Genomic DNA, 26449 nt, shown 5'->3' with positions numbered 1-26449 from the left:
CAAACACCTGACTTGATATTAGGCTTTTCCAGGGTTTACTTCGCAGGGGCTGGTTGACCAACAGGTGTCGATTGCGGGAAGAGCCGGCCGTGCGTCGCCCCAAAGGGCCGCTCATTGAAGGTTGTCCAATGTCTCGCCAAGCGATCGTCTGATGAATGCTTCGTTGCATTCCACATGTCTGAGGAGATGCCGTTCAGATCATAGACCACTTTACCGTTTCGTACCGTTAGTTCGCATACGAGTTTTCGAGTACCCATCATCTTGGTGTCGTACATATCGACAAAGCCGAAGTTCCCTCTTTCGACAGACAGGACTGCCACATCGGCCATGGAGCCTACCGAAAGATTTCCGAGCTGTTCCTGTTCGATCTCATGGGCCGGATGCGAAGTCATCTGAGCTATCACTTGTGGGATCGTTTCGCCGAGCGCCAGGAACTTGTCGGCTACATTCAAGATGTCTTTCATGCTGCTATTCATAGAATCGACATGCAGATCGGTCGAAATAGAGTCAGGCAGATAGCCGGAGCGAACGATAGGCGCGGCCACAGTCCAGGAGAACGATCCTCCTCCATGACCTACGTCGCAGTAGATCCCGCGCTTGCGCATGACGAGTAGAGACTCTGAGGCCAGACCGGTAACAGGATTCTGTTCTCCGCGAAGGCCGGAGAAACAATGCGTATAGATGTCGCCAGGCCGCAGATGGGTTGAGACGAGTTCAATAAGAGGCCGTTCAATCCGGCGGACGCCGTAGTCGATCATGACGGGGAGGTTCGCTATGTTGCCGGCAATGACGGCCTGATCGTAAGGCTTCCACTCGGGTCCCGTGAAATGTGCGCTTTTGATGCCAACAATGACGCCGGGAAACTGCTTTGCCTTCTCGCCCGTTAGTTGCCCGTCCATGTCGTCAATGTTGTTTTCGAAGAGCGGCCCGCGCATGCCTGAACCGACGATGTTGAGCTCCGCGAGGACACGAGTCTTCGAGCGATCGATAATTTTGGCTTTGAAGTCGTCAAAGTTCTTCCACCCGGAGCTTCCGGCATCGACGATCGTGGTGACGCCATTGCGAAACGTAAAGCCATCCGGATAGACGGAAAGATCGCCCGCGTAGGAGCCGCGCTCACCGGTTCCGGTAAACACATGAGTGTGGAGATCAATCAGTCCTGGCGTAACGTATAAGCCCTTTACGTCGATGGTTTTGAGCGCCTTGGCCGGATCAAGATGAGCTGCAACCGCAGCAACCTTCCCGTCCTTTATGGCGATATCGCGCAGGCCGTCGATATGGTTTCGATCGTCAAGAAGATGCCCATGCCTCAATAGAAGATCGTAAGGAAGAGGGTTGGGAGGGATTGGTTTGATCTTAACGCCTTCCTGCGCAGGAAGAGACATTGAAATTATCAAAGCACAACAGGCAGCCGTATTCTTGATTAGTCGTATCACAATAAAACCTCTCTACAGAAACATTCCAAGGTCAGGAGCCGAAGTTGGCTCGCAATGGTAGTGCGAAGAATCAAACGTGGCTCTTTGGCTTATTGAAGGCTTCCTTCAAGCGCTGACCCACAACTTTATCTTCCCCGGGCTGCAGCATCCAGACTCCCACGACAAGAGTGCTAGCGCTCGAGGGTATGCCCTGGTTGGGCTTTCCACCCGTGTTGGGGTTGAGCTCAATCGAAGGACTACCCATGCGGAGGTAATGGACAATTTCGCTGGTTGTTGTCTGCGTGACAGCGGGATCAAACTGTATCAACAGATGCGGAACGTGGTTTGCTATTCGGGGAACTACAATTTCAATCGTGACCGATGGGATATCTTTCACGGCAGCAGCAATCAGGTCGGCTCGCTTTTGGTAATCGCCTTGCATGGATTCTTCGGTGTGTGACAGCACCCAGTCCACTGCCGCGACCATCCCCACAATCTGTTCCTTGGCTACTTTCATGCCGCGGCCGACGCCATCAGCCGGGTTATTATTCTCGTTCGCCAAGTCCGTGAGATGTTTTTTACCCAACAGCAGGCCGGCGTTCTGCGGACCTCGCATACCTTTTCCTCCGGAAAAAGAGACGAGATCAAAACCCATGCCGGTATATTTCCATAAATTGGAAATAGGTGGCATGTCGGCGGCCGCATCGAGATGGCAGGGGATGTTGTATTCGTGCGCAATCCTTAGCCACTCTTCGCGGCCTATCTGGGCAGTTCCAGCAAAGCCAACTTCCTCTTCTGCGGCATTGAAGAAGTTTGTCATGATGGCTGTGCCACTGGCGCAAGCTCGCTTATAGTCGTCGAGTGTAACGACCTCGGTGACGCGAGCACCACAAAGGAACATGGCATGGTCGTAGCCATAACGATGTGCAGCCTGAACGATGACTTGATTCTTCAAGCCGCTTATAGCCTGGGGCATGGCCAGAGGATCGATGTTGTTCGCGTATTGCAGGCAGGCTGCAGTGGCCAGACTGATGGCTCCTGAGGCCCCCGACGTGACAACTGCGCCTTCGCACTTGAGGCGCTTCGCGATGTATTCACCGGCATTGATCTGAAGATCATGGAGACGAACTGGGTGAAGTGCGGCCTTTTGAACTGCGGCCAGAACCACCGGGGGCATGCAGGCGGCGGTCAGAGTCGTGTAGGTACCAGCCGCATTGATGATCTTGGGGACGCCGAGCTTGTCGTAATAATCTTCGCCACCTGTGGTCTCTGGCGGCGTCGGCTTTGCGGACTCCGCGAAAGAGGGAATCCCGAAAGACGCGATGAAGGAACTCGTCCAGCCAAAGAAGCGACGGCGAGAGAACGGTTCGGTGGATGGCTCTTTCAAAATCGGCAAGAAAACCCTCCGGCTCTACAGTGGGCAATGCGTCTGAAAAAGAAAAATACACGGGAAATAGGTACAGCTAATTCATCGTTCGAATTAGCTGTACCTATTGGAAGACCTTTTGTTCAAGCTGTCATCGGTCAGAAGCTTGGTATAGAACTAGGTCAAATGGCGTATATGGGATTGGTATTAAATCCTGCCGAACTGCCGGACAGCGTCAACGATGGAGTGAAACTTCTCAATATACGGATACATGCTGTGCTCGCTGTCGTCCAGCTTTTGGGCGAGAAGAAGAACTGCGGTAGCTTGTGCGCGAGGCACGATGACGACGCCATCCTGATCGGCGACAACAATGTCTCCAGCATTGACGAGGGTCCCACCTACTTCGATCGGTACATTCACTCCGCCAAAACGGTAATGCGATACCGAAGTCGATGGGACTGAACCTGTCGAATAAACGGGGAAGCCGATTTTCTTCAATTGAGGCAGGTCACGTACTCCACCGTCCACCACGGCACCGGCGAACTCGCGCGAAAACATGGCTGTACCCATCAAGCCGCCCATGCCTGCGATATCCTCGCCATCTTCGACCTTCATGACATAGACGGACCCAGCCCCTCCGCTATCGATCGCAGAGAGCATTCCTGAAAGAGCATTTGGATCCTTGTTCTCTTCCTTCTTGAGTAACACGGTCAAGGCTACGCCAGCGAACTTGGTTGGAAAGATGGGCTGCATCTTGTGCGACATGTAATGTCTTTCGTGGAGTAACTGCTCTTCCGCATCCGACACGGAGGCCGCTTCAACGTGCCGGTAAGCCTGCAACAGCCGAACAGGATCGTGGTCATAGTCGGCGGCGCTCAGGGGTGTATCCGCATAGAGGGTCGCCGTTACGAAGGTGGTGATTGCCAGGCCTGATATCAGTAACCCGAAGACGATCGTGTTTTTACGCTTCAACATGCAGAAACCCTCCAAACATGGATGTAAAGATAATGGGGATGAAGTTCATGGCAGCCAGGGGTGGGATAGTACCTACCCATAAGACAGACCATAGGTTAATCGAGGTGTACTAAGCCGCGTTGCAATGCATAAATTGTTGCCTGGGTGCGATCGCGCGCTCCCATTTTGTCGAGGACTGACGACACGTGGATGCGTACAGTCTTTTCCGCGATGTGAAGCTGTTCGGCGATTTCGCGGTTGGAACGGCCTTGTGTGATGCAGATCAGGACCTCTCTCTCGCGAGGGGTTAGCTCGACAGCGGGCGTGCGTTCGGCAAGGCGATCCAGGGCTAAGCGAGGCAGATAGCGCAGATCCCGGTCGACAGTCTGAATCGCATTGATGAGTTCCTCTCCGCTGGCATCTTTCGTGAGGTAACCCATGGCACCTGACCGCACGGCGCGATAGATATCCTCCGACCCGTGATAGTTGGAGAGCACCACGATACGCGCCGGCCGCGGTGCTTTGCGTAGCGTCGTGATCACGTCGAAGCCGCTGATGCGGGGAAGCCTCAGGTCCAGGACGACGACGTCGGGCTTCAAGGCCCGGTAAAGTTCAATGCCTTGCTCTCCATCGGAGGCCTCCCCGATGACGCGGATCTGGGAATGACCGGCCAGAACCGATTGCAGAGCGATGCGAGCTAGAAAATGATCCTCAACAAGGAGGACACGAATCTGCTTCATTTACGTTGTTCCCTCAGCGCCGTAACGAATTGCCAGAAACTAATATAGGTTGAAATTCTAAACTCCAATCCATGGCACTACGTGGTGCTGCTGCCGGATGGGCTGGTTGATGGTTTGAAAGTCGACGGTGACGGCTACTTCTGTACCTACACCTTCTGTGCTGTGCAGCCGGAGTACGCCACCGAGTTTTCTGGCCCTCTCTTCCATCACGGGGATTCCAAAGTGGCCTGTGCGGATCGTGGAACTCGAGGAGTGGAAGCCTTGCCCGTTATCCCGGATGCTCAAGCTGAGAGAGTCGCTTTCAAAGCGCAGGGTGATCTGGATGGTGGATGCGTTGGCATGACGCATGGCATTTGTTACCGCCTCCTGCCCGATGCAAACGAGGTGATGGACAGCGCCGGGAGCGATCGGTATCTCGTTTCCCTGAACGTCAAGTGTGGTCTCGATGGAATCCTTAAGGCGATGGGTGGTGATGGCACGCGATAGAGCCTGGGAGAGCATATTGGTCAGCTCCTCCGAATCGCGAAGATCCCAGATGATCCGTCGAGCTTCTGCCTGACAATGAGCCACCATACTGCGTGCAAGTTCACAGGACTTTGCCGCTGGTGTGTCCGGTTCGTCCGTGTCGCGGAATAGCTTGGCGGTTGCCTCGAGCTGCCAGGAGATAGCTGCAAAGCCTGCCATCAGCGTGTCGTGACAATCGCTCGCGATACGGTTGCGCTCTTCCAGAACGATGCCCATTTGTCCTTTTAGAAGTTGATCGCGTTGACTAAGCAACTGTGCGACCAGGATGACAAGTCCAAGAATGACAAGCAGGTAGAAGTACCAGGTTTGATAAAAGAACGGGTGCTGCACTACGGAGAGCCTGGCGCCAGGTGAATGCCACTGTCCGCCTCCTTGCCGTGATTGCACCTCAAAGGTGTACTTGCCCGGTGAAAGCCTTCTATAGTGCGCAATATGTTCGCGGGTCACGGTCCAGTCGGGATCATAGCCGACAAGCCGATAACGAAACTCCGTCGTCGGGGAGGTTAGTCCTTGCGGATTGAAAAAGACGACAAACCCAGGATTTCCTGGTTCCAGGATGGCTGGTTTGTCGGTGTCTATCGTTTGGGGAGTTTCTTCCCCGGAGAAGGACCAGCCCATGATCCTGGCACTCGGTTTGTTTCCTGGCTCCTCTACTGTTTGAGCTCCGGACGATAGATCGGAAGCCGAAACTGGCGGGGGCGTTGTTGGCGCAGGAACAACTTGTCCAATCAAAGGGCTGATTGAGATGCTGATGGCGAACAGCCATACCAGTGCGGTTGACTTGAGCTGACGTATCACTGCTCCTAAAGCACCACACTTCGACCACCTCTTGCAAGCGCAAAACACCGCGCTGCCACTATTTCATGCTTCCAGTGCGTTCTCTGGGTGGACGACAAGCCAGCAAAGGCCACCTATGACTGCAAATGCGGCAGCTACCGCGAAGGACGTCGTCCAGCCGAAACGCTGTGCAATCCACGGAGTGAGTGAGGCCGTGAGCGCACCGCCTATCTGTCCTCCCATATTCACGATGGACGAGAAAACACCTGAGCTGCGACCGGCAATATCTACCGAGACAGACCAGAAGGTGCTTTGCGAAAGATAGAGGGCTCCGGCACCACCAGCAAGGATGATGCCAGCCAGTTGCGGACTTTTCGCCTGCGAGCCCAGCACGAGGAATACACCCGTCAAAAACAAGGAAAACGCTGCAAGATAGCATCGTCCCACGCGCAGCCCGTAAAGACGGGTCAACCAATCGGACAGGGCGCCACCAACGAGGCTGAAGACGGTCATGCAGAGGAAGGGAAGCATGGCATAGCGGGCGCTGGCCTTTAGATCGAATCCCCGCACCTGGGCCATATAGAGAAAGAACCAACTGAAAAAGACCCAGGCGATATAGCCAAAGCTGAAATAGCCGGCCATCAAGGCTGCGAGATCCTTTCGCGCGAAAATAGCTCTCCATGAGATGGCTGTGCCTTGCGAAACCGGCCCCTCCAGGGTGTCGGCTGAACTTGATTGCAGCCCTTGCCTGATTTCGACCAGTTCCGACCTGGCAACTCCGGGATGATCCTCGGGTGTATCGCGCGCAAAGACCCACCAGATCGCTCCCGCTGCAAAGCCGATGGTGGCGCTGAACCAGAAAGCGGCGCGCCAACCTTGCTCGACAATGATCCAAGTGAGCAGTGGCGGGGTTAGCCCGCTTCCTGCTCCTACTCCGGCAAAGATCAGTCCATTGACGAAGCCTCGTTCCTGCTGCGGTATCCATCTCGCGACGAATTGATTTGCGGCCGGATAGATCACAGCTTCGCCAGCGCCAAGAGCAAACCTGACAGCAATAAAGAGCGCGAGCGAATGCGGGAGCCCTGAAGGCATCACAGCGGTAAGTGCCGTTGCAATGCCCCACCAGAACACCCCAAAGGTGAGAACGCGCCGCGGTCCGAAACGCGCCGCCAGATAGCCTGCAGGTAACTGGAAGCCTGCATAGCCGATCAGAAACGCAGAAAAGATCCAACCCAGACGTTGATTGCTGAGCCCGAACTCACGGCTGATATCAAGCCCCGCGATCGAGATATTGGTGCGATCAAGGAAGGCGACTCCACTGAGAATGAAGAGCCAGAAACTCAGAAACCATCTGACTCTCGTGCGCCGGCCTACAACCATGTTGATTCTCCCGATTCGCAAATCTTTTAAAGGCTTGATATGTATCTCCCTTGCACTCTAACCGATAGCAGGTCTATGAGGCCTCTAGTGCTTAGGGCATTTGTCCCAGGTGTATGACAATTTATTTGGATGAGAGGTGAAGCCGTTCGTTTTCTCGCCGAACAATACGTCCATGTAGTCCATGTAGTTCCACCTGGCAGATGTTTTTAAAGAAAAATTCTTTGCCTGTATGTCGTTACGATTTTTGAGGGCAGCTGAGACTAACTGTGCCCACAACCTAAGCTGACGCGATGATAGGTAATGGAGATGTCACAAAGCATGAATAACGAAACGCAGAAGATTCGGGTTGCCCTCATCGGCTATGGCTATGTAGGCAGGGTGTTTCACGCCCCACTGATTCGGTCCGTAGCAGGACTCGAACTAACTGTTGTTGGATCGAGCAGGAAAGAAGCGGTCTTAGCGGATCTGCCCGAGGTTCATGTCTGTGCTGCCAGCGAAGTCGCTAGCCGCACCGATGTTGATCTCGTGGTGATTGCCAGCCCGAACGATAGTCATCATCCCCTGGCTGCGGCTGCCTTGCGCGCCGGCAAAAGCGTTGTCATTGATAAGCCCTTTACGGTAAGCCTCGATGAAACCCGTTCTCTCGTGGATCTCGCGCGGCAACATGGACAGTTGCTGACTGCCTTCCACAACCGGCGTTGGGATAGTGAGATCCTCGCAAGCAAGGCCGTCATCGAGTCCGGCGCGCTTGGAGAGATATCGCACTTTGAATGTCACATGGATCGATTTCGACCGAACGTCCGCCAGCGGTGGCGAGAGGACCCCGGACCTGGTGCTGGTTTGTGGTTCGATCTTGGTCCGCATCTTATCGACGCAGCGGTCTATCTCTTTGGACTCCCGCACTCTGTCAACGCAAGCTTTGGAATCATGCGTAACGGCGGTAAAACGGACGACTGGGCGCATGTTCAACTGAACTATGATCGCCTCCGAGTCATCTTGCATGCTTCCTTACTCGCCTCCGGCGGTGGTCCGCGAACCATCATCCATGGGACGACCGCGAGCTGGGCAAAGTACGGAGCCGATACCCAGGAAGCGCAATTGAACCAGGGCGTTCTTCCCGGATCGCCGGGCTTTGGGTACGATCCTGATCCCGGTGTCCTCTATGAAGGGGCCACAGGCAAGAGAGTCGAGATTCCTGTTCCCGCGGCAGACCAAAGCCTCTTTTATGCAGGGGTAAGAGACGCGATCCTAAAGCTGAAACCCATGCCGATTCCCTTGGAAGATGCTCTGGCTGGGATGGCTATTTTGCAGACTTCTTTTGATTCAGGGAAGCAGGAGAGGACTTTGCCGATCCCGTTGACGGAGGAGGAACGTCTTGCCTGGTCTGAAGCGAGACGCCTACAGCGGATATCACGATGATCCTGCGTAGGTCATTCGACCTAGAAGAGGCTTAGGTCATTTGTCTCTGGCAGTTCCTGACGGTTTACCTTACCGTATCCACATCCTATCTTTGCGGAAAACTTCTTGATCCTACGGAGTCCTGGCATGAATTTGAAGTTCGGTTGGAGTCGTCGGTCCTTTCTTTCTATGTTGGGTGCAGCGAGCGGAAGTTTGTTTGCCGGACGCGAGGCAAAAGGTTCAGAGCTGCTTGTGGGCGAACACGAACACTCCCTGTCGAAGATTGACGGCCATCCTATCGTGCCGATCACCTCAGGGCTAGGTTCAACCGGGGATATCTATGCCGAGCTTGGAGTAAAGCCTCTCATCAATATCGTGGGTACCGTGACTGTGATCGGTGGCTCCGTGATGAAGCCCGAGGTTATGGAACTTATTCGTCGCGGCAACGAGCATTTTGTCTTGATCGACGAACTGGAAGTTGCGGCGGGAAAATTTATTGCCAAGCTATGTAAGTCACCCGCGGGATATACGGGACTAGTCACCGGCGGCGCAGCTGCCGCCATGGTGGTTGGCTATGCCGGAATGATGACGCAGGATCTTGAGCCTCGCCTCAAGGCCTGTCCTGATGTAACAGGGTTTCCCCGGACAGAGGTCATTATTCAAAAGAGCCACCGGTATGCTTTCGACCATCAGATACGCCAGACCGGCGCGAAGTTGATCGAGGTCGAAACGCGCGAGGAGATGATCGCCGCGATCAATCCCAGGACACTCGCCATCCACTTCACGAATATCCTCTCCGATAAGGGCAAGGTGAGTGGGCCGGAGACCGTGGAGATCGCCAGGAAGCACGGCATCTATACCTTCAACGACGCCTCGGCTGATGTGCCACCGGTATCGCGTCTTTGGGAGTATCCAGCGATCGGTTTCGACATGGTGACCTTCAGCGGCGGCAAGGATATCTGCGGACCCCAGGCATCCGGAATTCTGATCGGCAAAGAAGAGTTAATCCACTGGGCTCTGATGAATATGAGTCCGCAGGAAGACCGTATCGGACGGTGCTGCAAGGTTGGCAAGGAGACTATCTTTGGCTTGCTGAAGGCACTGGAGATATTCGTCAATCAGGATTACGACGCTACGCTAAGAATGTATGACGCTCGCGCGCAAGTGATCTCTGACGCGGTAGCAAAGTTCGGTGTCAAAGCCCTGCCTCGGGAGTTCGATCCTCAGGCGCTTGGAAATGTCACACCAAGCTATAGCTGGATGATCGACTCCTCGAAGCTTGCGATCACGGGACACGAGGTGATGCTTCAGCTGGCGGCTACGCAGCCCGTCGGGATCGGGAGCATGGGAGCTGATTCGGGGGGTATGCGAGGACGGAACCCCGACGCACATCCGGATAAGTCGGCCGCCAAGGTCGAAAAGCCGAAACACGCTGAGAGCGCAGCGAAGAATCCAAACACATTTGGGTTTGCCGTCTGGCAATTGAAAGAAGGCGAAGACAAGATCATTGCAGACAGGCTTGTCGAGATATTCAGTGCAGCACCAAAAGCCTAGGTTTGATATCTGCCGATCGCGCTATCGCGATCGGCAGTTAGCTATTGCGGCAGCGATGCTCCTTCGATCCTGAACGCAACTCCCTTGCTCGCGTTCAAGTCCGGCTGCACTCCGCCCACGAAAAGCTTGTACTCTCCCGCTCGGACTGCCCGTGCGCCGGAGGTATCAACGGTACTCATCTGGCCGGGCGTCAACTTGAACGTAAGCTCACGTGTTTCTCCCGGGCGAAGCGAGATGCGTTGCACGCCCTGCAGTGTGAGGCGGGGAGCTCCGGAAGCCTGGGGCGGCTGCAGATAGAGTTCCGCTACCTCAATGCCTTCGCGCTGGCTCTCGTTGTGTACTGTCACCGTCGCCAACAGTGGCTCGGACGTCTTGAGCGTGTGAGTGGATAGCCGTAGCTGTCCATATTGAAAACGGCTGTAGCTGAGGCCATAGCCGAAGGGGAACAGCACTGGACCGTCGAAATAACGATAGGTGCGGTGCGCCATGCTGTAGTCCGTGAAGGCTGGCAGGTCATCCACGGAACGATAGAAGGTCACAGGCAGGCGACCGGACGGGTTCACGTTGCCGGCCAGTATCTCTGCAAGAGCTTCCCCTCCGGCTTCGCCAGGGTACCAGGCCTCGAGGACTCCGGCTGCATCCTTGGCTTCAGGACCGAGAGCCACTGCCGACCCGGACGTAAGTACGACGATCATTGGTTTGTGCAATTGGGTGAGACGGCTGAGGAGGGTACGCTGTGCCTCAGGCAGATTCAGGCTGGTGCGATCGCCTCCGTTGAACCCTTTCAGGCGAAGCTGCAGAGCTTCGCCCTCGAGATCGGGAGAGAGGCCAACGAAGGCGACGATGACGTCGGATTTTGCCGCGGTTTGTACAGCCTGATCCAGTAGGGCTGCTGCGGGAGGCTCCCATTCCAGCGCCACGCCGTCATCTTCACCGCTATGCAGGTACTCCAGTCGGATCGCGTGGGGTGCGGTGTCGGCGAAGTCGAACGTCTTGTGGTCGGCATCCCCCTTTGCTCCGTGGTTCTCCAGCACAAGCTTGTCGTCTACGAAGAGGCGGAAGCCATCATGCGTCGTGCAGTCCCAGCAACGCTCTACGTTGACCCGGAGCGTATAGGAGCCTGCTGCCGGCGGCACAAGAAAGCCCGTCCAGCGGGCGGCGTATTGCTTCGACTTGAGAGCGGGCAGGAAGCTCACGCGATTCAGGTCGAAGTCGATCTTCTCCACCGTGTTCTGGACTGCGGGTGTGCCGTCCAGCGAGGCTTTGTCGAAGTACTCCGCATGGAGCCCGGCAGGAGAGCCCGGAGCCGCAGCAACGCGTAGCGCATTGCGCGGCACCGGCGCGGAGACACCCTCTGCCAACAAGCTGCCCTGTGCGTAGCTCACATCGTGAAAGCGGGAACGAACGCCGTCCAGCGGAGTGATGGGGTGAAGAGCTGTGCCATGGTAGTTGGCCTCCAGCACCTTAACCATGTCGGCGGTGGGACCTATCACCGATACCTTCTGTGTTGCGGCTTGCAGCGGAAGAACTCCATCGTTCTTCAGCAGCACAATGGATTCCTCTGCCGCGCGCAGCGCAAGCCTATGGTGTGCGGGCGAATCGAGTTCTTCCGCTCCGATGCTGCGATAGGATGAGCACGACAGCGGGTCCATCATTCCCAACCGCACACGCGCCAGCAGCAGCCGGTGCAGCGCCTGGTTCAGCTTTGCTTCCGTCGTAAGGTTCTGCTCTAGGCTCTTCGACAAGGCGGCATAGGTGTTCCCGCAGTCCAGGTCTACACCTGCGTTCAGTGCGTCCGCTGCGCCATGGGCATTGTCCGTGGCGAAGTGGTGGTATCCGGCAATATTGCCGACGGCGTCGCAATCGGAGACGACATAGCCCTTGAATCCCCAGCGCTCGCGGACGAGATCCTGCAGATTGTTACCGCTGGCGCAGGAAGGTGTCCCGTCGATCTCGTTGTAGGAGCACATCAGCGCTGCCGCATGGGCGTTGGTTGTGAGTGCATGAAACGCGGGCAGATATGTGTCGGCAAGATCGTGTGGCGAGACTACGGCATTGAAGCTGTCGCGGCCTTCCTCGGGTCCGCTATGCGCCGCAAAATGTTTCGGTGTGGCATCTGCCTTCAAATAAAACGGATCGTTTCCCTGCACGCCTTCCACGAACTGTGTTCCGAGCATTGCTGTCAGAAATGGATCTTCGCCGTAGGTCTCCTGTCCGCGGCCCCAGCGCGGATCACGAAAGATGTTGATGTTAGGCGACCACACGGTAAGGCCTCCAAAACGCGGAGTATTCTCTCCGCCATGGCCGTAGAACTTGGCGCGCGCCTCCGTTGAAACAACGTCGCCCACGTCGTGTAGCAGAGGGGCATCCCACGTTGCGGCCAGCCCGATCGCCTGCGGAAATACGGTGGCATAGCCATCACGTGCCAGGCCGTGAAGCCCTTCGTTCCACCAGTTGTACGAAGGCAGACCAAGGCGTTCTATGGCGGGTGCACGATCCTGCAACTGGGCAATGCGTTCCGGCACCGTCATCTTCGCAATCAGCTCGTCGATGCGGGCGTCAATCTGCTGCGGGGTTTGCTTGTTCGAACAAACCTCCTGCCCAAAGCAGGCGGTGCAGACCCAGAGGAGCCCAATGGCCATCCCCAATTTGCGTTGCTTCTTCATCGTTCGCCACTTTCCGGATTTCGCGAGTTGCCTTGCGTCTGCCAACGAACGCTCACTGGCAGGGAACGGAGTGGCCCTTGTCATGGGCCACTCCTCACTTCGATCTATCGCGATGCTTCTACCTTAGTGCCATCCAATGAGTAAATTTGGAAGGTCCGGATGCGTGCAACACCGGCACTGGTCAGGATATGCAATCTCACGCGCTGCGCCTTGACCGGGGCAAAGTGATCGATCTTCTTATGCCCAATCGCATAGCTAGAAACTACCGTCTTCCATGCGCCATCTACGAAGGCATCGATGCTGTACTGCTGCACCTGCTGGCCTTCCACGAGCCACTCCATGGTGAGTGCGTGGTCAAACGTCACAGCATGCGGCAACTGCACTTCAAGCGTTGCTGAATGCGAGTCAGCCGGTGCGCTCCAGAAGGTAGACGCGTCGTCGTCGAGGGCCTTGGCTGTGTTTGCATCCGTGGTCATCTGCGGGTGAAGCAGTCCATGGCCGTACCGCGAGGTGATGGCTTCGCCGAGTTCGTGGAGCCGGGCAACATCGACATCCGGCAGCAGACCGCGATTGTCAGGAGCAACGCCCAACATCCACTGGCCGCCGTGGCCAACCGAGTTTTCGTAACTGTCGATCAACTCGTCCACACTCTTCAGCGAGGCTTCATCATTCGGATGCCAGAACCAGTGGAACTTGCGCAGCGGTGTATCTACTTCCACGGGACGCCAGCGAAGATACCCATGGCGATCGATGACGTTCCAGTTCTGATACTCGATCTTGCCTGACTCATCGCCAGCCCAGCGTGCATCGCCGTACTCAAACAGTGAAGTATCTGCAAACACAATTGTGTTCGGCTGATACGTGCGCAGGGTCTCGATGATGCGTGGGAAGTTGTAGGTTCTGCCGGTGCTGCCTGCACCATCCAGCCAGAACTCGGCCAGGTCACCATAGTTCGTGACCAACTCTTCAAGCTCCGCGTTGTAATACTTGTCGTACGCTACCGGATCCTTGTACTTCGGCTCGTGGCGATCCCATGGCGAAAGGTAGATGCCGAACTTTAGACCGTTGGCCCGTGCAGCGTTTGCCACCTCGCGCACAACGTCTCCCTTTCCATCCTTCCAGGGGCTTTGCTTGATGCTGTAGTCGGTTTGTCCCGTGGGCCAAAGGGCGAAACCATCGTGATGCTTGGCTACCATCACTACATACTTCGCACCTGAAGCTTTGATGGCCTTCATCCACTGGTCGGGATTGAAGTTCGTCGGGTTGAAGACCTTCGGGCTCGCTGTTCCATCGCCCCACTCCTGGTTGAGGAAGGTGTTCGTGTCGAAGTGCAGGATGACGCCAATCTCCATATCCTGCCACTCGGTCTGCTGCGGGGTCGGCTTGAGGTCAACCGCGTTCTGCGCCAATAGCGCCGGGCACGGAATAGAGATCAACAGCAAGGCACTGGCAACCCTTACCAGGCTTCCACTAACAGCCTTCTTGGTCCACGAACGATTCATAATGCTCCTGTCAAAAAAAGAATATTGTCTTGCCGCGGTTGAGCACCAGCGCGAGCACACCAGCTCGCCTCGTAGCGTATGCCTTGGCCTGAAAGTCTAGCTAGGGTTTGGGAGCAGTGTTAACCGGGGTGACGGATTCAGGTTTTGGCTCAAAGTAGGTAGCGTGATCCTGGCCTTCGACCTGTAGACCGCTTCCTCCGTTGAGATCGAATACCGTAAGCTCGTTTTTCCCTTGATGGAGCCATACCCCCGGAACGTACAGAGCGCCGGCCGGCCCAATATCCCAGAACCTGCCGAGGAGATGTCCGTTCACCCACACCACGCCCTTAACAAGCTGCTCGGTATTGAGGAATGTGTCCCCCGGATTCGGGGTGGAGAACTCCGCATGGTAGAAGCAGGGGCCCGTACAAACATTCTTTTTGTAGCCCTTTTCCGGCGGTGGAGCAAAGGGCAGGGGATAGATGCTCCAGTGGTTGAGCGCTGCTCCCTGGAAAGAGATCTGGCCGAGAGCGCCGGCGCGCTCGGTGCGGATGATCGGTTTGAAGTTGATGCGCCCAGAGTTCTCCACCAGGATGTCGAGGCGATGGGATCCGGTTATCTGCAGCGGAAGGCTCTTCTGCCCGAGGCGGCGGTCTAGCACGCCTGCGAGCTTTCCATCCACGTAAATTCTTGCATAGCTGTGTAACTCGTTGAAGGTAAGCTGACCGGTACCCGAACCGTTGATCTTTGTGCGGTAGAGGATGTAGCCATAGTTCTGGTCTACATCCTCCATGGACAACGGAACCTCTGACTCAATCGCCTTCGGTAGCGTGCTCCACAGTGACTGAGCCTCGTCCAGATGGATCGCTGGAACGGTGATGAGTGGAGGAGAGTCGGGCACCGGAATCGGCGTCTGGTTCGTGATTTCGTTGATGATGTTGCGCAGTCGAAAGTACTTGGGCCGGGGCCGGCCGGACTCGTCGAGAGGCGCGTCGTAATCGTAGCTGGAGACATCGGGTTGATAGCCGTCGTGATCGTTGTTGGCGCCGTTCATCCAGCCGAAGCTTGTGCCGCCATGCACCATGTACAAGCTGATGGAGTCCCCTTGTTCCAGCATGGAACGGATCTCGGTCTCTTGCTTGGCAGCATCCGTGAGCTGGTGCTTTTCGCCCCAGTGGTCGAACCATCCGTCCCAGTATTCGGCGACATAAACAGGTGTGTTTGGCTGGAATGCCTGGTACAGCTTGATGGAGCGCGCGGCGTCCCCTGTACCGAAATCGATGCCTGCGAAGACTCCGGGCAATGTCCCCTGTTTGAGGACATCAGCTCCGTCGCCGGTATAGAGCAGTGAGCCGCCGAATCCTGCCTGGAGCACAAGCTCATGCACCCACTTCATGTATGCGTGATCGTCGCCGAAAGAACCGTACTCGTTCTCGACCTGCACGGCGAGGATCGGGCCGCCTCGGCTTGCCTGTAAGGGAGCCAGCTCCTGGCCCAGACGAAGCATCCAGCGCGTTGCCGCTGCCTTGAACTGCGGCTGCAGACTGCGGAGCTTCATCTCGTGATCCTTCAACAGCCATGCGGGGTAGCCGCCTAAATCCCACTCCGCGCAAACGTACGGCCCTGGTCGCAGGATGACGTACAGGCCCTCTTGCTGCGCTTCACGGACAAACTCCGCCACGTCGTTCTGCCCGGAGAAGTCGTAGACACCCGGGGTCGGCTCATGGATGTTCCAGAAAACATAGATGGTGATTGCATTCAGGCCCATGGCATGGGTCTTTCGCAGCCGGTCGCGCCAGTACGGTCGCGGGATTCGGGCGTACTCCAGCTCGCCCGAGACGATACGGAAGGGTTTGTCCTTGAGAAGAAACCCGCTTGTGCCCACGGTAAGGGGGGCTGTTGAGACTGTTGCGACCTGGCCTCTCACGGCACCTGAAAGAAGGGGGAGAAGCGTGATGGCGAGGAACTTATGAAAATATTTTTTTGCAGGGGAAAAATTTTTCATTACGGCTATTCTTGCACTAATACCCCAATAATTGAACAGAATAGAGAAAAATCAATTGCTTTTTGAACAATCAGATCGCCTGAAACACGATTGACTTTGTATGCGCAGTTGCCGTAGTTGTTTCTAATACGCAACAAAGTTGGGAATGGAAGACGAATTAGCCCGGCTTGGCCATACGTCTCTTCCAGCTAAATCTATTTGTGAGGTCCCAGGGAATGCGCTTTTGTAAATCAGCACTCCTCTTTATTTCGTCTCTCGTGGTAATTGGGGGCACGGCAACTGTTCAAGCGCAGGTCGATCAGGGGTCTGTCACCGGAATTGTCCGCGATGCGGACAAGGCGGTAATTCCTGGAGCGACCGTCACACTCATCAACAAGGACAACAACCTGACGCTGACTCGCGAGTCCGACAGGTCGGGTGCCTACAACTTCGTTCCGGTCAAGATCGGCAACTATAAGCTCACGGTCGCCGCTCCGGGTTTCAACTCCCAGGTGCAGGACAACATTCATGTCGATGTGAGCCAGACGGTCGGCCTGAACATTACGCTCAAACCGGGCGCAGTCAGCGATACCGTTACCGTGAACGCGGAGACCAACCTGCAGACAGAAGAAGCATCGACAGGCCAGGTGTTTTCCGCTGCCGTGCTCAACGACTTGCCGCTCGATGGCCGCAACTACGTATTCGCTGCGCAGCTCACCACCGGTGTTGCCGCTCCCAATCAAGGTTTCACGCAGGTTGCCGGTGCAGGCGATTTCACCTCCAACGGCAATCGCGTTTCGCAGAACAACTTCGTGCTGGATGGCGTGGACAACAACTCCAACATGCAGGACTTCCTGAACGGCGCTACTTACGCCGTACGTCCTCCGCCCGACGCCCTCGCCGAGTTCAAGGTCGAGAGCAGCGACTACAGCGCGGAACTGGGCCGCGGCACCGGAGCTGCCATCAACGCTTCCATCAAGAGCGGATCGAACACGATCCACGGCAGTCTCTGGGAGTACTACAGCAGCGATCGCATGAACGCGCAGGATTACTTTACGGCTCCCAATTCCAAGACGGCGTACCACCTGAACGAGTTTGGCGCGACCCTTGGCGGGCCGATCTGGAAGGACAAGATCTTCATCTTTGCTGATGCGGAAGGGACTCGCATCTCGAGCTTCAACCCTCCTCAGGCGAACTATACGGTGCCGACAGCCCTTGAACGCACTGGCGATTTCAGCGAACTGCTGGATCCCAATAACACCAATGGCGTTGGCGCGGTCGACCTGTTTCTTCCGGGCGGCAATGCTACGACGTCCATCGGTGGCACTATGCCGACTCCCGGCTCCACTCCGCGGTATCTGACCTGCAATGGAGCGCAGAACGTCATTTGCCCCGCGCAGTTGGATACTGCAGCGCTGAAGGTTCTCAGCCTGTATCCGTTGCCCAACCAAGGCGGAGCGCACCAGGCGTTCAAGAACTACACGGTACCAGCCACTGCGATCACCAGCAACACAACGCAATACGATGTTCGACTGGACTACAACTTCTCGTCCAAGGATCAGATGTTTGGGCGCTACAGTTATTCCAACAGCCCCAAGAATATTGCACCGCCTCTTGGCCAGCTTGATGGCGGCGGCTTCGGCAGCACCGGTCAGGAATCGAACTATTCCAAGAGTGGTGTGTTCTCCGAAACCCATTTCTTCAGCTCCACTTTGTCCAACGAATTTCGGGTAGGTTACAACTGGTTGTTTGCTGCCTACCTGGGACCGGATGCAGCCAATACCGACTTCGCCTCATCGCTTGGCCTCGGTGGTATTCCCACCGGGATCGCGAATCTGGGCGGTCTGCCGCAGACCAACTTCGGCGACTCGCACAGTGGTAACGACGCAGCCAGCCAGATCGGCACTGCCGGCTACCTCCCTTCCAGCGAACTCCAGAATGTCTTGCAGATCATCGATAACGTAAACAAGCAACTCGGAAGGCACACGCTGAAGGCCGGCATTAACTTCCAGCACATCCGTTTTTACGGCCTGCAGCCGCCCAATGGTCTCGGCTATCAGAACTTCACGGGAGCCTATACCGAAAACCCTGCTGATCTGAATGCGCACTACACCGGTTCGGGTCTTGCGGACTACCTGCTCGACGATATGAATAACTCGGGCCTGAGCACGGTAGCTCCCTTTACCGATCTGCGGTGGTACTACTCCGCCTTCGTGCAGGACGACTGGAAAGTAACTCCCAAATTCACGCTCAATCTTGGCATTCGATGGGAATACACCCAGCCGATTCGCGAGCTGCATAACGAGCAGGCGAACTTTGTCGGCAACTATGCGGGGATGAATCAGGGCACGGGTACGCTCTTGGTTCCGTCCTCGCAGCAAAGCTTTCCTTTCTCGCCGACGTTGATCAATACGCTGGCGGCGAACAACATTGCGATTCAGTACACCTCGAATGACTACCTTGTGAATCCTCGCAGGTATAACTTCGCTCCCCGTATCGGTCTTTCCTATCTGCTCGATCCGAAGACGGTGCTCCGCGCAGGCGGAGGTATCTTCTATGGAGGTCTCGAGAATATCGGTCTTGGAGTGAACCTCGCGTACAACGCTCCATTCTTCGTCAACGCCAGCTTCATTCCATCGCCTAACCAGTGCTACAACCTCAATGATGCCGTTACTTGCCCGACGAACGGACAGACCCTGGAAACTGGCTTCGGCAATGCCGCAAGCAGCCCTGCGGCTCTTGCCAACGCGTCAGGCATCGGAACGATCTACTCTCAGGATCAGAATGCCAAGAGCGCCTATACCACGGCCTATAACCTGACCCTGCAGCACTCTTTCACTGATACGCTGACGTTCACGATTGGCTATCAGGGGAATGAGAGCAAGCACCTTCGCGCCACCTTTGACGCCAACACCTATCCGGGGTATGTGCCAGTCGGCGCGAATAGCCAACTCTATCAACCGTTCCACGACTTCAGCATGGTAGACGTGACGTCCGAGGGCATCGGCCGGTATGACTCCATGCAGGCCAAGCTTGAAAAACATGCCGGTCACGGACTGTACTTCCTGGCGGGCTACACCTGGGCTCACTGTCTTGACGATGCCTTCGGTCCTATTGGACAGAGCGCCGCAGGCGGTTACCGTAACCCCAATCTTCTGGGCATCCGCTACGACTACGGCGATTGCACCCAGGACGTTCACAATCGCGTCACATTGAACGGTCAGTACGATCTGCCCTTCGGTCGCGGTAAGCAGTTCATGAATCAGAGCCGGGTGGCCGATGAAGTAATTGGCGGATGGAAGACCAGTCTTATCTTCCAGGCGCAGAGCGGTAACCCGGTCTTCCTGACCTCAAGCAACCAGGGTTCGAGCTATCCCTACAAGATTGCCGATCCATTCACTCCGGGCGCACCTTACGGCTACAGCCCAACGGCTGCCGGTTCTTCGGCCAGCCCGCAGCAGGCGCAGTTCCAATGCGCTACCAAGACGCGCACGTTGCAGCAGTGGTTCAACCCCTGCTCCTACGTCAATCCGCCTGAGGTTGTTTCCTCAGAAGCAACTTTGGCGACCAACACCATCAACGCAGCTCAGGCTGGTCTCATTCCCTCTGGCCCTCGCGGCCGTGTGGGACTCTTTGGACCCGGCTTCAACCGTGTGGATGTCTCACTCTTCAAGACGTTCGCTCTGCCTTTCCACAACGCAGCGTTCCAGCTTCGCGCGGATGGGTTCAACGTCCTGAACACTCCTTCGTTCGGCAACCCTGGAACCGGTCTTTCGGGTGGTTCCAGCCAGCAGATTACGAACACACGCTTCTCGGGAATCATCACGGATGCCCGTTCCATCCAGGTGGCAGGCCGTCTCACCTTCTAACCCTGTAACGGAAAGGCTCCCCCGCAGAACATCGTGGGGGAGCCTTTTTCTTTCCTCAAAGTTCTTTACCCAAAGTTTTGCAGGGCTTCGGCGATGCTCATCGGTGTGGCGCAGATCGTTCCTGCCGGTGCGCCGGCTCCTGCGATTACCGCAAAAGGTTTGTTCTCCACCCATGCCATGAACGTGAGCTTTCCAGGCGCAGCGATTCTGCTCATCTCGATCCAGTTGTAATAGGCTCCCATCTCAGCATCCCGGAAGGAGCCCTGTGGATCGAAGGACGAGGGTGTCGCGGAGGCGAACATCTCGCGCATGTCACGGTGGCTCTGGCGCGGCGTGTAGCGCAACAGCAGCGTTTGCGGCTGTGCTCTGCGAATGAGTTCCCGGCCGGTCCACTGCACAAAGCTTGTACTGAAGATCTGCGGCCCTGAGCTTTCTGTGAAGAGCTCCGTATAGAAGCGTTGCAGCACCGGGTCGCTGGTGATCTCAGAGGCGCCTACGTCACGCCATGATGTATTGGTGAGCCGGGTATGTATCTGTTCGGCTCCTCCGCTGCTGCTGGTAAGAGTTACAGCTCCCTGCATCCTCTCCAGCACGCGCTCGCGCAGCTTGGACAGGCCTGTATAACTGACTGCAGTTGTATTTGAGAGCTTGCCCGCTATTTCATCAGAGATCACTCCGCCATCCACGTACCAATTCGCATACGGAGCGCTGGCTTTGGAGGCATGCGACTCTATGGCCTGGCGGATATCCTGTAGAGCCGTAGCGGTCTTCAGAGAACTGAAGAAGACTCCTTGTTTACTTAGCTTCCGAAGAACCTTTCCACTCTCGACCTGGGCGCCCTGCCCAAGCATCACGAACACGAGCCGATGCGTTGTGTCTTCGCGGCTGGGGACGGATGCAAAGAGCGCGCTTGCCCCAAGCCGGAACTGGTTAATCTGTCCGCTGGACCATAGATAGGCGGTAAGTTCGGGAATAAAGCTTGCGGGCGACTGCACCCAGTCTAGAGACTGAAGCGAGGGGGAAACTGAAAGTGCCGCGAGAGGGCTGGCCAGCGCGGAGTATCTCTCCGGCGCAAGCTTTTGCAGGGCATCGCATTGCCACCGCAGCGATTCCTTCTCGGCTGGAAAGCTGGTATCCAGGTTCTGAATCTGCTGTAGAAACGAGGGACACACCACCAGCGGAAGCCGCTGCAGCAGCGAGAGATGCTCCACCGCGAACCGGCGTGCGGCGGCAGGGTATCCGTTAAACGATGAGGCGACCAGCTGATCCGGTGTCATAGAAGCTCCCGAATGACTTTGCCGGTGGAGGCTGTTTCAAAGCCGAGATAGCTGCCGATGGTAGGAACCAGGTCGATCGACTCGATCGGGTGGTCCACAATCGTGTTTTGACGCAGATGCGGTCCCAGCGCCAGCATCCACGTAGTACGTGCCATCGCGCCGCCTGTTCGATGATGCTGGAAGCCGTTACCCGCCGGGTCGTTATCGGCGTCGCGGCCAAAGTCGGGCATGATGTAGAGCGTGGTGCGGTCCTTGTACTCCGGGTCCGTCTGCACCATGTTCCACAGCTCCGCGCAGAGTCGGTCGGCCCGCTGAATCGCATCTACATACAGCGAGTAGGAGCCGGAGTGCGCGATGTCCATATCGTGCAGCGTCAGCATCATCAAAGAAGGAGCCTGCTGTTTCATGAGCTGCCGCGTGATGTAGATCGAGAGCTCATCGGCGCTGTCGAGGCTGCGAGCCTTCTGCACGAAGTCCTGCACGGAGAGCCGCAGCGACGACTCCAGCATGTCGAGGTGCAGCTCGCGGTCCATCCCCGATTGCAGTGGCTGGTACTCCGGCATCTCGTAGCTGTCCTGTAGCAGATGGGAGAGCGCCTCACCGTCCGTCGCCTTGTTATCGTGCAGTGCGGCTGCCAGCAGTCGCTTGGGAAGAATCACTCCGGCACCATACTCCGGTCCAAAGTTTTTGTGGCTGCTGCTGCCAATGCGCTGAAAGCCGTTGCTCGGAGCAATCACCCACGTATCGGTCGCTGGACGGCGCAGACCTTTTCTGTAGTACTCGAAGAGTGTCGGGTTGGGCGGAGCCTGCGCAATGAAGTTGTCGAATCGCTCGTAGCTTCCAGTCACGATGCTTGCCGTCGCAACGTAGTGGCCGAGAATGCCGGCGTTGATGACCTGGCTGAAGAAGGTCCCCTGTGGAAGCAGGGTATGCAGAAGGTTCGGGATATTTTCCTGGCCTTCCTCGGCGAAGGTCTCTTCGTCGCGCGCTCCGCCTCCAAAGGTCACCAGGATCGTCTTCTGTGCCGTCCGTAATAGGGATGTCTGAGCTGTCAAGCTGCGCGGCATCGAGGCCATCGAGAGGGCGCCAATGGTTCCGCGCAGAAAATCGCGGCGCGTTGCCGAGATCGCTCTTGGGGAACTTAGGTGGCCCAGGGAGTGAGGCATCGATTTACCTCCGGAGAAAGTCTTGGAACGACTGTAAATGAACGATTGGGTGGCAAGCCAGTTCCTTACATATAGAAGTGATCGCCATTGTTTGAATTGTATGACTCTCTGCTATTGCCAGTGGTTCTCCGTCGCCATATCCCCGGACTTATCCCTTGTATTCGTTTGAAGGAGCGGGTGAGTGCAGATTGATCCGCAAATCCACACAGAGGCGCGATGTCGGCTAGTGGCAGGTGCGAGTTGATCATAAAATGCTTTGCCCTCTCTACACGCCGTTCGATCAACCACCTGTAAGGCGGCTTGCGAAAGCTCTTTGCGAAGGCTCGCGCGAAATGGCCTAAGGATAAGCCGCAGGCCTCCGCAACCTCTCGAAGGGCAATATTTCCATCGATATGAGTGTCCAGCAACTCGGTGGCTCTTCGCATCTGCCAGGGCGCGAGTCCACCACGAAGGGGTGGGATCGATTTTGCAGCAGCGTTGTAAGAACATACAAAATGGCAGTTCAAGGCGTGCAGGACGTGGTCTAAAAAGAGCTTCGACGTGTGAGTGGGGTGATCCAGCGAAGAGAGGAGAGATTGCCCGAGATGATGAACAACGGGATCAACTGTTCCGTGGGGCCAGGTCAACTGCTCCACCCAGGGGAGCTGATGGTCATAGGCAATCTCATCCAGAGCCGTTTGCATGACATACAGCACTAACGCGTCGAAGGGATTGGGGAGGAAACATGCAGGTTCATTTTGCAGGTCGATGGCACTGACCGCTCCAACGGGGTAAGAGCCACTCGACACTCTCTTTCCGCCCAGGAATTGTTCGATGAAAGGTATCGTCTTGAGTTGCAGCACAACAATGTAGCCGCGCTCCCCAACGAGCGGTTGTGCGATTTCCACGAGACCTTCGCTGCTTTGCAATCTGCCAAACGAGAATGAAGCAAGTTCGGATAGCCTGACGTTTGCCGTCGGCGAATCCTTCAAATACATGGCTTCGGCAAGTCCATTCCAGACGGTTGGGATGTTAGTGGAGAGATCCATATTTGTGGCTGCCTTTTAGGGTTGTCCGGCCTTAACTGGAGCGGGCAGACAAGACTCTTTGCGCTTCTTTTCAGTACGCTCTAAAAGCTCAGGTATAGGAGGCCGTGCTGGCATGGGTAATTCGAACCCATGGATGGATGAGGCGCTGCCACGAGCGAGAGCGGTTGCTACGTCGCAGTTTGGGGTCAATTCACCGTCTACTATTAGTGTTGCATGCAAAACGATGAGGTGGGCACAGTAGATCACATATGAGCAAAGGAACGGAAACGCGGAACCGGATTATCGTGAAAGCGGCACCCCTTTTTAATCGAAAAGGCTTCGATGGCTGTTCCATGCAGGATATCGTCGAGGCGGTCGGTCTGGAAAAAGGCAGCCTGTATGGCCACTTTCCCAATAAAGAGGCCCTCTCCATTGCCGCCTTCGAATATGCCTGGAAGGAGACAAGCAGCGCCCGGCTCGCCAGGATGGATACCGTCGCAAATGCGATTGAAAAGCTGAAGCTACACGTCGACCATCTGGTATCGCTCCCCCAGTTTTCGGGCGGCTGTCCTCTGATTAACACCATTGTCGACAGCGATGACGGCAACCCGGCGCTCAAGAAGCTGGCGCGGAATGCTCTCAAACAATGGCGTCTCTACCTTCAGAACACTGTGGCGGAAGGACAGGCCCGTAAGGAGATCCGGGCAGGCGTCGAACCGGAAGACGTGGCAGCCCTCTTGATATCGCTCTTTGAAGGAGCCATGGTCCTGGATCGGCTCGATAAGAAGTCAGGTTTCCTCGAAAGAGCTGGAAAGCATATGAACGCGTATCTAGATACCCTGACCGACAGAAAAACTTAGTCTCTCGCCAGCGCCTTGACAGCGGGAACGCTGATCGCGGTTGTCACTACATTTCGAACAAACTTGAATGCTGGCATGATCTTTCTCTTGGATGCGACCAGATTCGAGAGCCGTCTGTGCGCTCCTGTGCCCATACGGACTGAGCAATCGTGCTCCATCCCGCGCCACATCGACACTCGCGGTCCTGTTCCATTCTGAAGCTAGTCTCGGATGAGGCGACAATCTTGGCGAAAAACAACATGATTTGGCTATTCCTGATGCTTTTTCGAGAGCGATCATGGTGAGGAGATCGCTTAGCGCAACGGGAAAGTTACTATGAAGAATCTGGATGGTATTCTCTTGTAAATACTTCCGACTGGTCGATTTTAAGAATCACCTTCAGAAGATCTCCATCCAATTCACTCAGGAGGGCAGATAGATGCCTAGCGATAAGAAAGTAGCACTCGTTACTGGAGCAACTCGTGGAATTGGCCTTGAAACGGCACGTCAGTTAGGGCATAAGGGAATTGCGGTCATTGTCGGCGGCAGGACGGCGCAGGCTGCGCAAGAGGCCGCGGATAAACTGGTGGCGGAGAACATCGAAGCCTATCCCGTAGGCCTGGATATCACCAAGGATGCGGACCGAAAGGCGGCTGCCAGCTTTGTGGCCGAGAAGTTCGGCAAACTCGACATCCTTGTTAACAACGCCGGTGTCGGGGGTGAGGGGGGACTGTTGAATGCCCATACCATCGAGACGACAGAAGAAGAGCTGCAGTCGGTCTTCAATGCAAACCTCTTCTCCGTTGTTGCCATCACGCGCGAGTTTCTTCCTCTGCTGAAGAAGAGCCCTGCAGGCCGAATCGTAAATCTAGGGAGCATCGTGGGTTCACTTACGCTGCAATCAATGCCTGGAAGCCCCATCTTGCCATTCAAGGCCTTCGCCTATAACGCGTCGAAGACTGCGCTGAATCAATTCACGGTTCACCTGGCTGCCGAACTGCAGTCCACCAACATCAAGGTGAATTCGGCTCATCCGGGATGGGTGAAGACCGAATTGGGCACGCAGCACGCCCAGATGGAGATCGTCGACGGAGCCAAGACCAGCGTCGAACTTGCCTTGATCGGTGAGGACGGCCCCAACGGAAAGTTCATTCATCTTGGCAAAGAACTGCCCTGGTAAATGCTCTTGAGTCCTCCGCAACGGGTTTGGGATAACGCAGTCCCAAGCCCGTTGTGAACGGTGACCCTAGAGAATGTGCCCGTTTCTGATGAATGCTGACAGGAGGCGATAGTGCTATCGTTGGCCGAGCGGAGTTAGCCTTTATGCCGTGCCATTAGCTGCGTGATGCAACGCTTCTGTACGTTCAGGAGAAAAAATGACTATCACTGTAGTGCCGGTAGATCGGGTCTCAATGGAATCGTCGAGAAGCTTCGAAGAGGTCCTTGCGAGGCTCAATGAAGGGATTGGCCGTCCAGAGATGGGCGATCTGAGACGCAGAATGGATGACTCGCCTTCGTTCGCGGAGTTTCAGACTCTGATTAATGAAGTCGTTGGATCAGCAGGGTTAATGGAGTTTCTTAGGCTGGATCTGGGCGCTGCCATGCAGCGCGATCCGTCAGTGCAGCAGTCGCACCGCATGGTGCGGATCATCGCGGGAAATCCTCTAATCATGAATGATATGGCTCGCCATATTCTTGAAGCTGGTTCGTACGCCCCTATAACGATCCTTGTCTTTGAACGGAATGGGCTCGTACACCTTCGCTATGACACCATGCGAAGTCATCTTGCGCCTTATTGCAATGCAGAAGCTCTTGCGGTCGCGGAGGCATTGGACTCCAAGGTAATCAAGCTTATGGTCGATGCTACCGGCTAATTCCGCATGGCATGATTGGCTTTCCCTGTGAAGTGATGACTTGATTCTTTCCCGCAATAGCACACCCATTTAAAGGCTGGATGGCTGTTTCTAAAATTTATCAATATACCGACTGGTCGGAAATAACTCTAAGATCAGGAATAAACTTCCTTTCTCCGTGTTTTTCTTAGTACGCGG

The 26449-nt window shown here is 55.8% G+C and carries 18 protein-coding genes; 6 read left to right on the top strand and 12 right to left on the bottom strand.

Translation table 11 applies throughout. From position 1 onward, the window contains the following. Nucleotides 1-35: 35 nt before the first annotated feature. From HDF15_RS00695 to HDF15_RS00670, 6 genes are all read right to left on the bottom strand, one after another. Nucleotides 36-1385 carry an amidohydrolase/deacetylase family metallohydrolase gene (locus HDF15_RS00695; RefSeq protein WP_221314217.1) on the bottom strand — a complete coding sequence of 450 codons (1350 nt, stop codon included), beginning with the start codon at nucleotides 1383-1385 and terminating at the stop codon, nucleotides 36-38. A 121-nt stretch (nucleotides 1386-1506) separates the two neighbouring features. Next, nucleotides 1507-2811, bottom strand: coding sequence for a selenocysteine synthase (locus HDF15_RS00690; protein ID WP_184252360.1), 1305 nt, complete (start codon nucleotides 2809-2811; stop codon nucleotides 1507-1509). A 177-nt stretch (nucleotides 2812-2988) separates the two neighbouring features. Next, nucleotides 2989-3756: an RraA family protein gene (locus tag HDF15_RS00685; protein ID WP_184252359.1), complete on the bottom strand. Its 768-nt coding sequence runs from the start codon at nucleotides 3754-3756 to the stop codon at nucleotides 2989-2991. A gap of 95 nt (nucleotides 3757-3851) precedes the next feature. After that, nucleotides 3852-4475: a response regulator transcription factor gene (locus HDF15_RS00680; RefSeq protein WP_014266642.1), complete on the bottom strand. Its 624-nt coding sequence runs from the start codon at nucleotides 4473-4475 to the stop codon at nucleotides 3852-3854. A gap of 57 nt (nucleotides 4476-4532) precedes the next feature. After that, nucleotides 4533-5798 carry a histidine kinase gene (locus tag HDF15_RS00675; RefSeq protein WP_311733004.1) on the bottom strand — a complete coding sequence of 422 codons (1266 nt, stop codon included), beginning with the start codon at nucleotides 5796-5798 and terminating at the stop codon, nucleotides 4533-4535. A 63-nt stretch (nucleotides 5799-5861) separates the two neighbouring features. Next, nucleotides 5862-7157: an MFS transporter gene (locus HDF15_RS00670; protein ID WP_184252358.1), complete on the bottom strand. Its 1296-nt coding sequence runs from the start codon at nucleotides 7155-7157 to the stop codon at nucleotides 5862-5864. Between the two features lie 318 nt (nucleotides 7158-7475). Here HDF15_RS00670 and HDF15_RS00665 point away from each other — a divergent pair, with 318 nt between their 5' ends. Then, a complete protein-coding gene (locus HDF15_RS00665; RefSeq protein ID WP_184252357.1) occupies nucleotides 7476-8576 on the top strand; it encodes an oxidoreductase in 1101 nt (366 codons plus the stop codon). A 126-nt stretch (nucleotides 8577-8702) separates the two neighbouring features. After that, nucleotides 8703-10109 (top strand): aminotransferase class V-fold PLP-dependent enzyme, encoded by a 1407-nt coding sequence (locus tag HDF15_RS00660; protein WP_184252356.1) that lies wholly within the window; start codon nucleotides 8703-8705, stop codon nucleotides 10107-10109. 41 nt (nucleotides 10110-10150) lie between these two features. Here the strand turns inward: HDF15_RS00660 and HDF15_RS00655 are convergent, their stop codons facing one another. The 3 genes from HDF15_RS00655 to HDF15_RS00645 form a co-directional block, all read right to left on the bottom strand. Continuing rightward, nucleotides 10151-12775, bottom strand: coding sequence for a glycoside hydrolase family 3 protein (locus HDF15_RS00655; protein WP_184252355.1), 2625 nt, complete (start codon nucleotides 12773-12775; stop codon nucleotides 10151-10153). 104 nt (nucleotides 12776-12879) lie between these two features. Next, nucleotides 12880-14277, bottom strand: a complete 1398-nt coding sequence (locus HDF15_RS00650; protein ID WP_221314216.1) for an alpha-L-fucosidase — start codon at nucleotides 14275-14277, stop codon at nucleotides 12880-12882. A 100-nt stretch (nucleotides 14278-14377) separates the two neighbouring features. Further along, the gene (locus HDF15_RS00645) at nucleotides 14378-16261 is read right to left on the bottom strand and encodes a beta-galactosidase family protein (protein ID WP_184252354.1); all 1884 of its coding nucleotides are present in this window, start codon (nucleotides 16259-16261) and stop codon (nucleotides 14378-14380) included. A 215-nt stretch (nucleotides 16262-16476) separates the two neighbouring features. Here HDF15_RS00645 and HDF15_RS00640 point away from each other — a divergent pair, with 215 nt between their 5' ends. Continuing rightward, nucleotides 16477-20109: a carboxypeptidase regulatory-like domain-containing protein gene (locus HDF15_RS00640; RefSeq protein ID WP_184252353.1), complete on the top strand. Its 3633-nt coding sequence runs from the start codon at nucleotides 16477-16479 to the stop codon at nucleotides 20107-20109. 65 nt (nucleotides 20110-20174) lie between these two features. On the opposite strand, the gene HDF15_RS00635 is transcribed toward HDF15_RS00640, so the two are convergent. The 3 genes from HDF15_RS00635 to HDF15_RS00625 form a co-directional block, all read right to left on the bottom strand. Continuing rightward, a complete protein-coding gene (locus tag HDF15_RS00635; protein ID WP_184252352.1) occupies nucleotides 20175-21386 on the bottom strand; it encodes a hypothetical protein in 1212 nt (403 codons plus the stop codon). Beyond that, nucleotides 21383-22552 (bottom strand): hypothetical protein, encoded by a 1170-nt coding sequence (locus tag HDF15_RS00630; protein WP_184252351.1) that lies wholly within the window; start codon nucleotides 22550-22552, stop codon nucleotides 21383-21385. The genes HDF15_RS00635 and HDF15_RS00630 overlap by 4 nt, the downstream gene beginning before the upstream one ends. 65 nt (nucleotides 22553-22617) lie before the next feature. Then, complete coding sequence (locus HDF15_RS00625) at nucleotides 22618-23580, bottom strand: AraC family transcriptional regulator (protein ID WP_184252350.1); 963 nt, start codon at nucleotides 23578-23580, stop codon at nucleotides 22618-22620. Between the two features lie 248 nt (nucleotides 23581-23828). Between HDF15_RS00625 and HDF15_RS00620 the strand changes: the two genes are divergently transcribed. The 3 genes from HDF15_RS00620 to HDF15_RS00610 all read left to right on the top strand — a co-directional run bounded on the left by HDF15_RS00620 (nucleotide 23829) and on the right by HDF15_RS00610 (nucleotide 26272). Next, entirely contained in the window at nucleotides 23829-24419 is a 591-nt protein-coding gene (locus HDF15_RS00620) for a TetR/AcrR family transcriptional regulator (protein ID WP_184252349.1), read from the top strand. A 418-nt stretch (nucleotides 24420-24837) separates the two neighbouring features. Next, entirely contained in the window at nucleotides 24838-25578 is a 741-nt protein-coding gene (locus tag HDF15_RS00615) for an SDR family oxidoreductase (protein WP_184252348.1), read from the top strand. A 196-nt stretch (nucleotides 25579-25774) separates the two neighbouring features. Then, on the top strand, nucleotides 25775-26272 hold the full coding sequence (locus HDF15_RS00610) for a DUF302 domain-containing protein (protein WP_184252347.1): 498 nt from the start codon (nucleotides 25775-25777) through the stop codon (nucleotides 26270-26272). The last annotated feature ends 177 nt before the right edge of the window (nucleotides 26273-26449 follow it).

Origin of the sequence: Granulicella mallensis, assembly GCF_014203225.1 — a bacterium.
In the GTDB taxonomy this organism is placed as follows: domain Bacteria; phylum Acidobacteriota; class Terriglobia; order Terriglobales; family Acidobacteriaceae; genus Granulicella; species Granulicella mallensis_A.
The sequence above is the reverse complement of the archived record's forward strand: the minus strand, read 5'-3'. Positions and strand labels throughout refer to the sequence as shown.

Excerpts from the sequence above, each read along its gene's own strand:
- HDF15_RS00695 (WP_221314217.1), bottom strand. The coding sequence starts at position 1,385 with ATGTCTCTTCCTGCGCAGGAAGGCGTTAAGATCAAACCAATCCCTCCC.
- HDF15_RS00685 (WP_184252359.1), bottom strand. The coding sequence starts at position 3,756 with ATGTTGAAGCGTAAAAACACGATCGTCTTCGGGTTACTGATATCAGGC.
- HDF15_RS00680 (WP_014266642.1), bottom strand. The coding sequence starts at position 4,475 with ATGAAGCAGATTCGTGTCCTCCTTGTTGAGGATCATTTTCTAGCTCGC.
- HDF15_RS00670 (WP_184252358.1), bottom strand. The coding sequence starts at position 7,157 with ATGGTTGTAGGCCGGCGCACGAGAGTCAGATGGTTTCTGAGTTTCTGG.
- HDF15_RS00665 (WP_184252357.1), top strand. The coding sequence starts at position 7,476 with ATGAATAACGAAACGCAGAAGATTCGGGTTGCCCTCATCGGCTATGGC.
- HDF15_RS00660 (WP_184252356.1), top strand. The coding sequence starts at position 8,703 with ATGAATTTGAAGTTCGGTTGGAGTCGTCGGTCCTTTCTTTCTATGTTG.
- HDF15_RS00655 (WP_184252355.1), bottom strand. The coding sequence starts at position 12,775 with ATGAAGAAGCAACGCAAATTGGGGATGGCCATTGGGCTCCTCTGGGTC.
- HDF15_RS00650 (WP_221314216.1), bottom strand. The coding sequence starts at position 14,277 with ATGAATCGTTCGTGGACCAAGAAGGCTGTTAGTGGAAGCCTGGTAAGG.
- HDF15_RS00645 (WP_184252354.1), bottom strand. The coding sequence starts at position 16,261 with ATGAAAAATTTTTCCCCTGCAAAAAAATATTTTCATAAGTTCCTCGCC.
- HDF15_RS00640 (WP_184252353.1), top strand. The coding sequence starts at position 16,477 with ATGCGCTTTTGTAAATCAGCACTCCTCTTTATTTCGTCTCTCGTGGTA.
- HDF15_RS00635 (WP_184252352.1), bottom strand. The coding sequence starts at position 21,386 with ATGACACCGGATCAGCTGGTCGCCTCATCGTTTAACGGATACCCTGCC.
- HDF15_RS00630 (WP_184252351.1), bottom strand. The coding sequence starts at position 22,552 with ATGCCTCACTCCCTGGGCCACCTAAGTTCCCCAAGAGCGATCTCGGCA.
- HDF15_RS00625 (WP_184252350.1), bottom strand. The coding sequence starts at position 23,580 with ATGGATCTCTCCACTAACATCCCAACCGTCTGGAATGGACTTGCCGAA.
- HDF15_RS00620 (WP_184252349.1), top strand. The coding sequence starts at position 23,829 with ATGAGCAAAGGAACGGAAACGCGGAACCGGATTATCGTGAAAGCGGCA.
- HDF15_RS00615 (WP_184252348.1), top strand. The coding sequence starts at position 24,838 with ATGCCTAGCGATAAGAAAGTAGCACTCGTTACTGGAGCAACTCGTGGA.
- HDF15_RS00610 (WP_184252347.1), top strand. The coding sequence starts at position 25,775 with ATGACTATCACTGTAGTGCCGGTAGATCGGGTCTCAATGGAATCGTCG.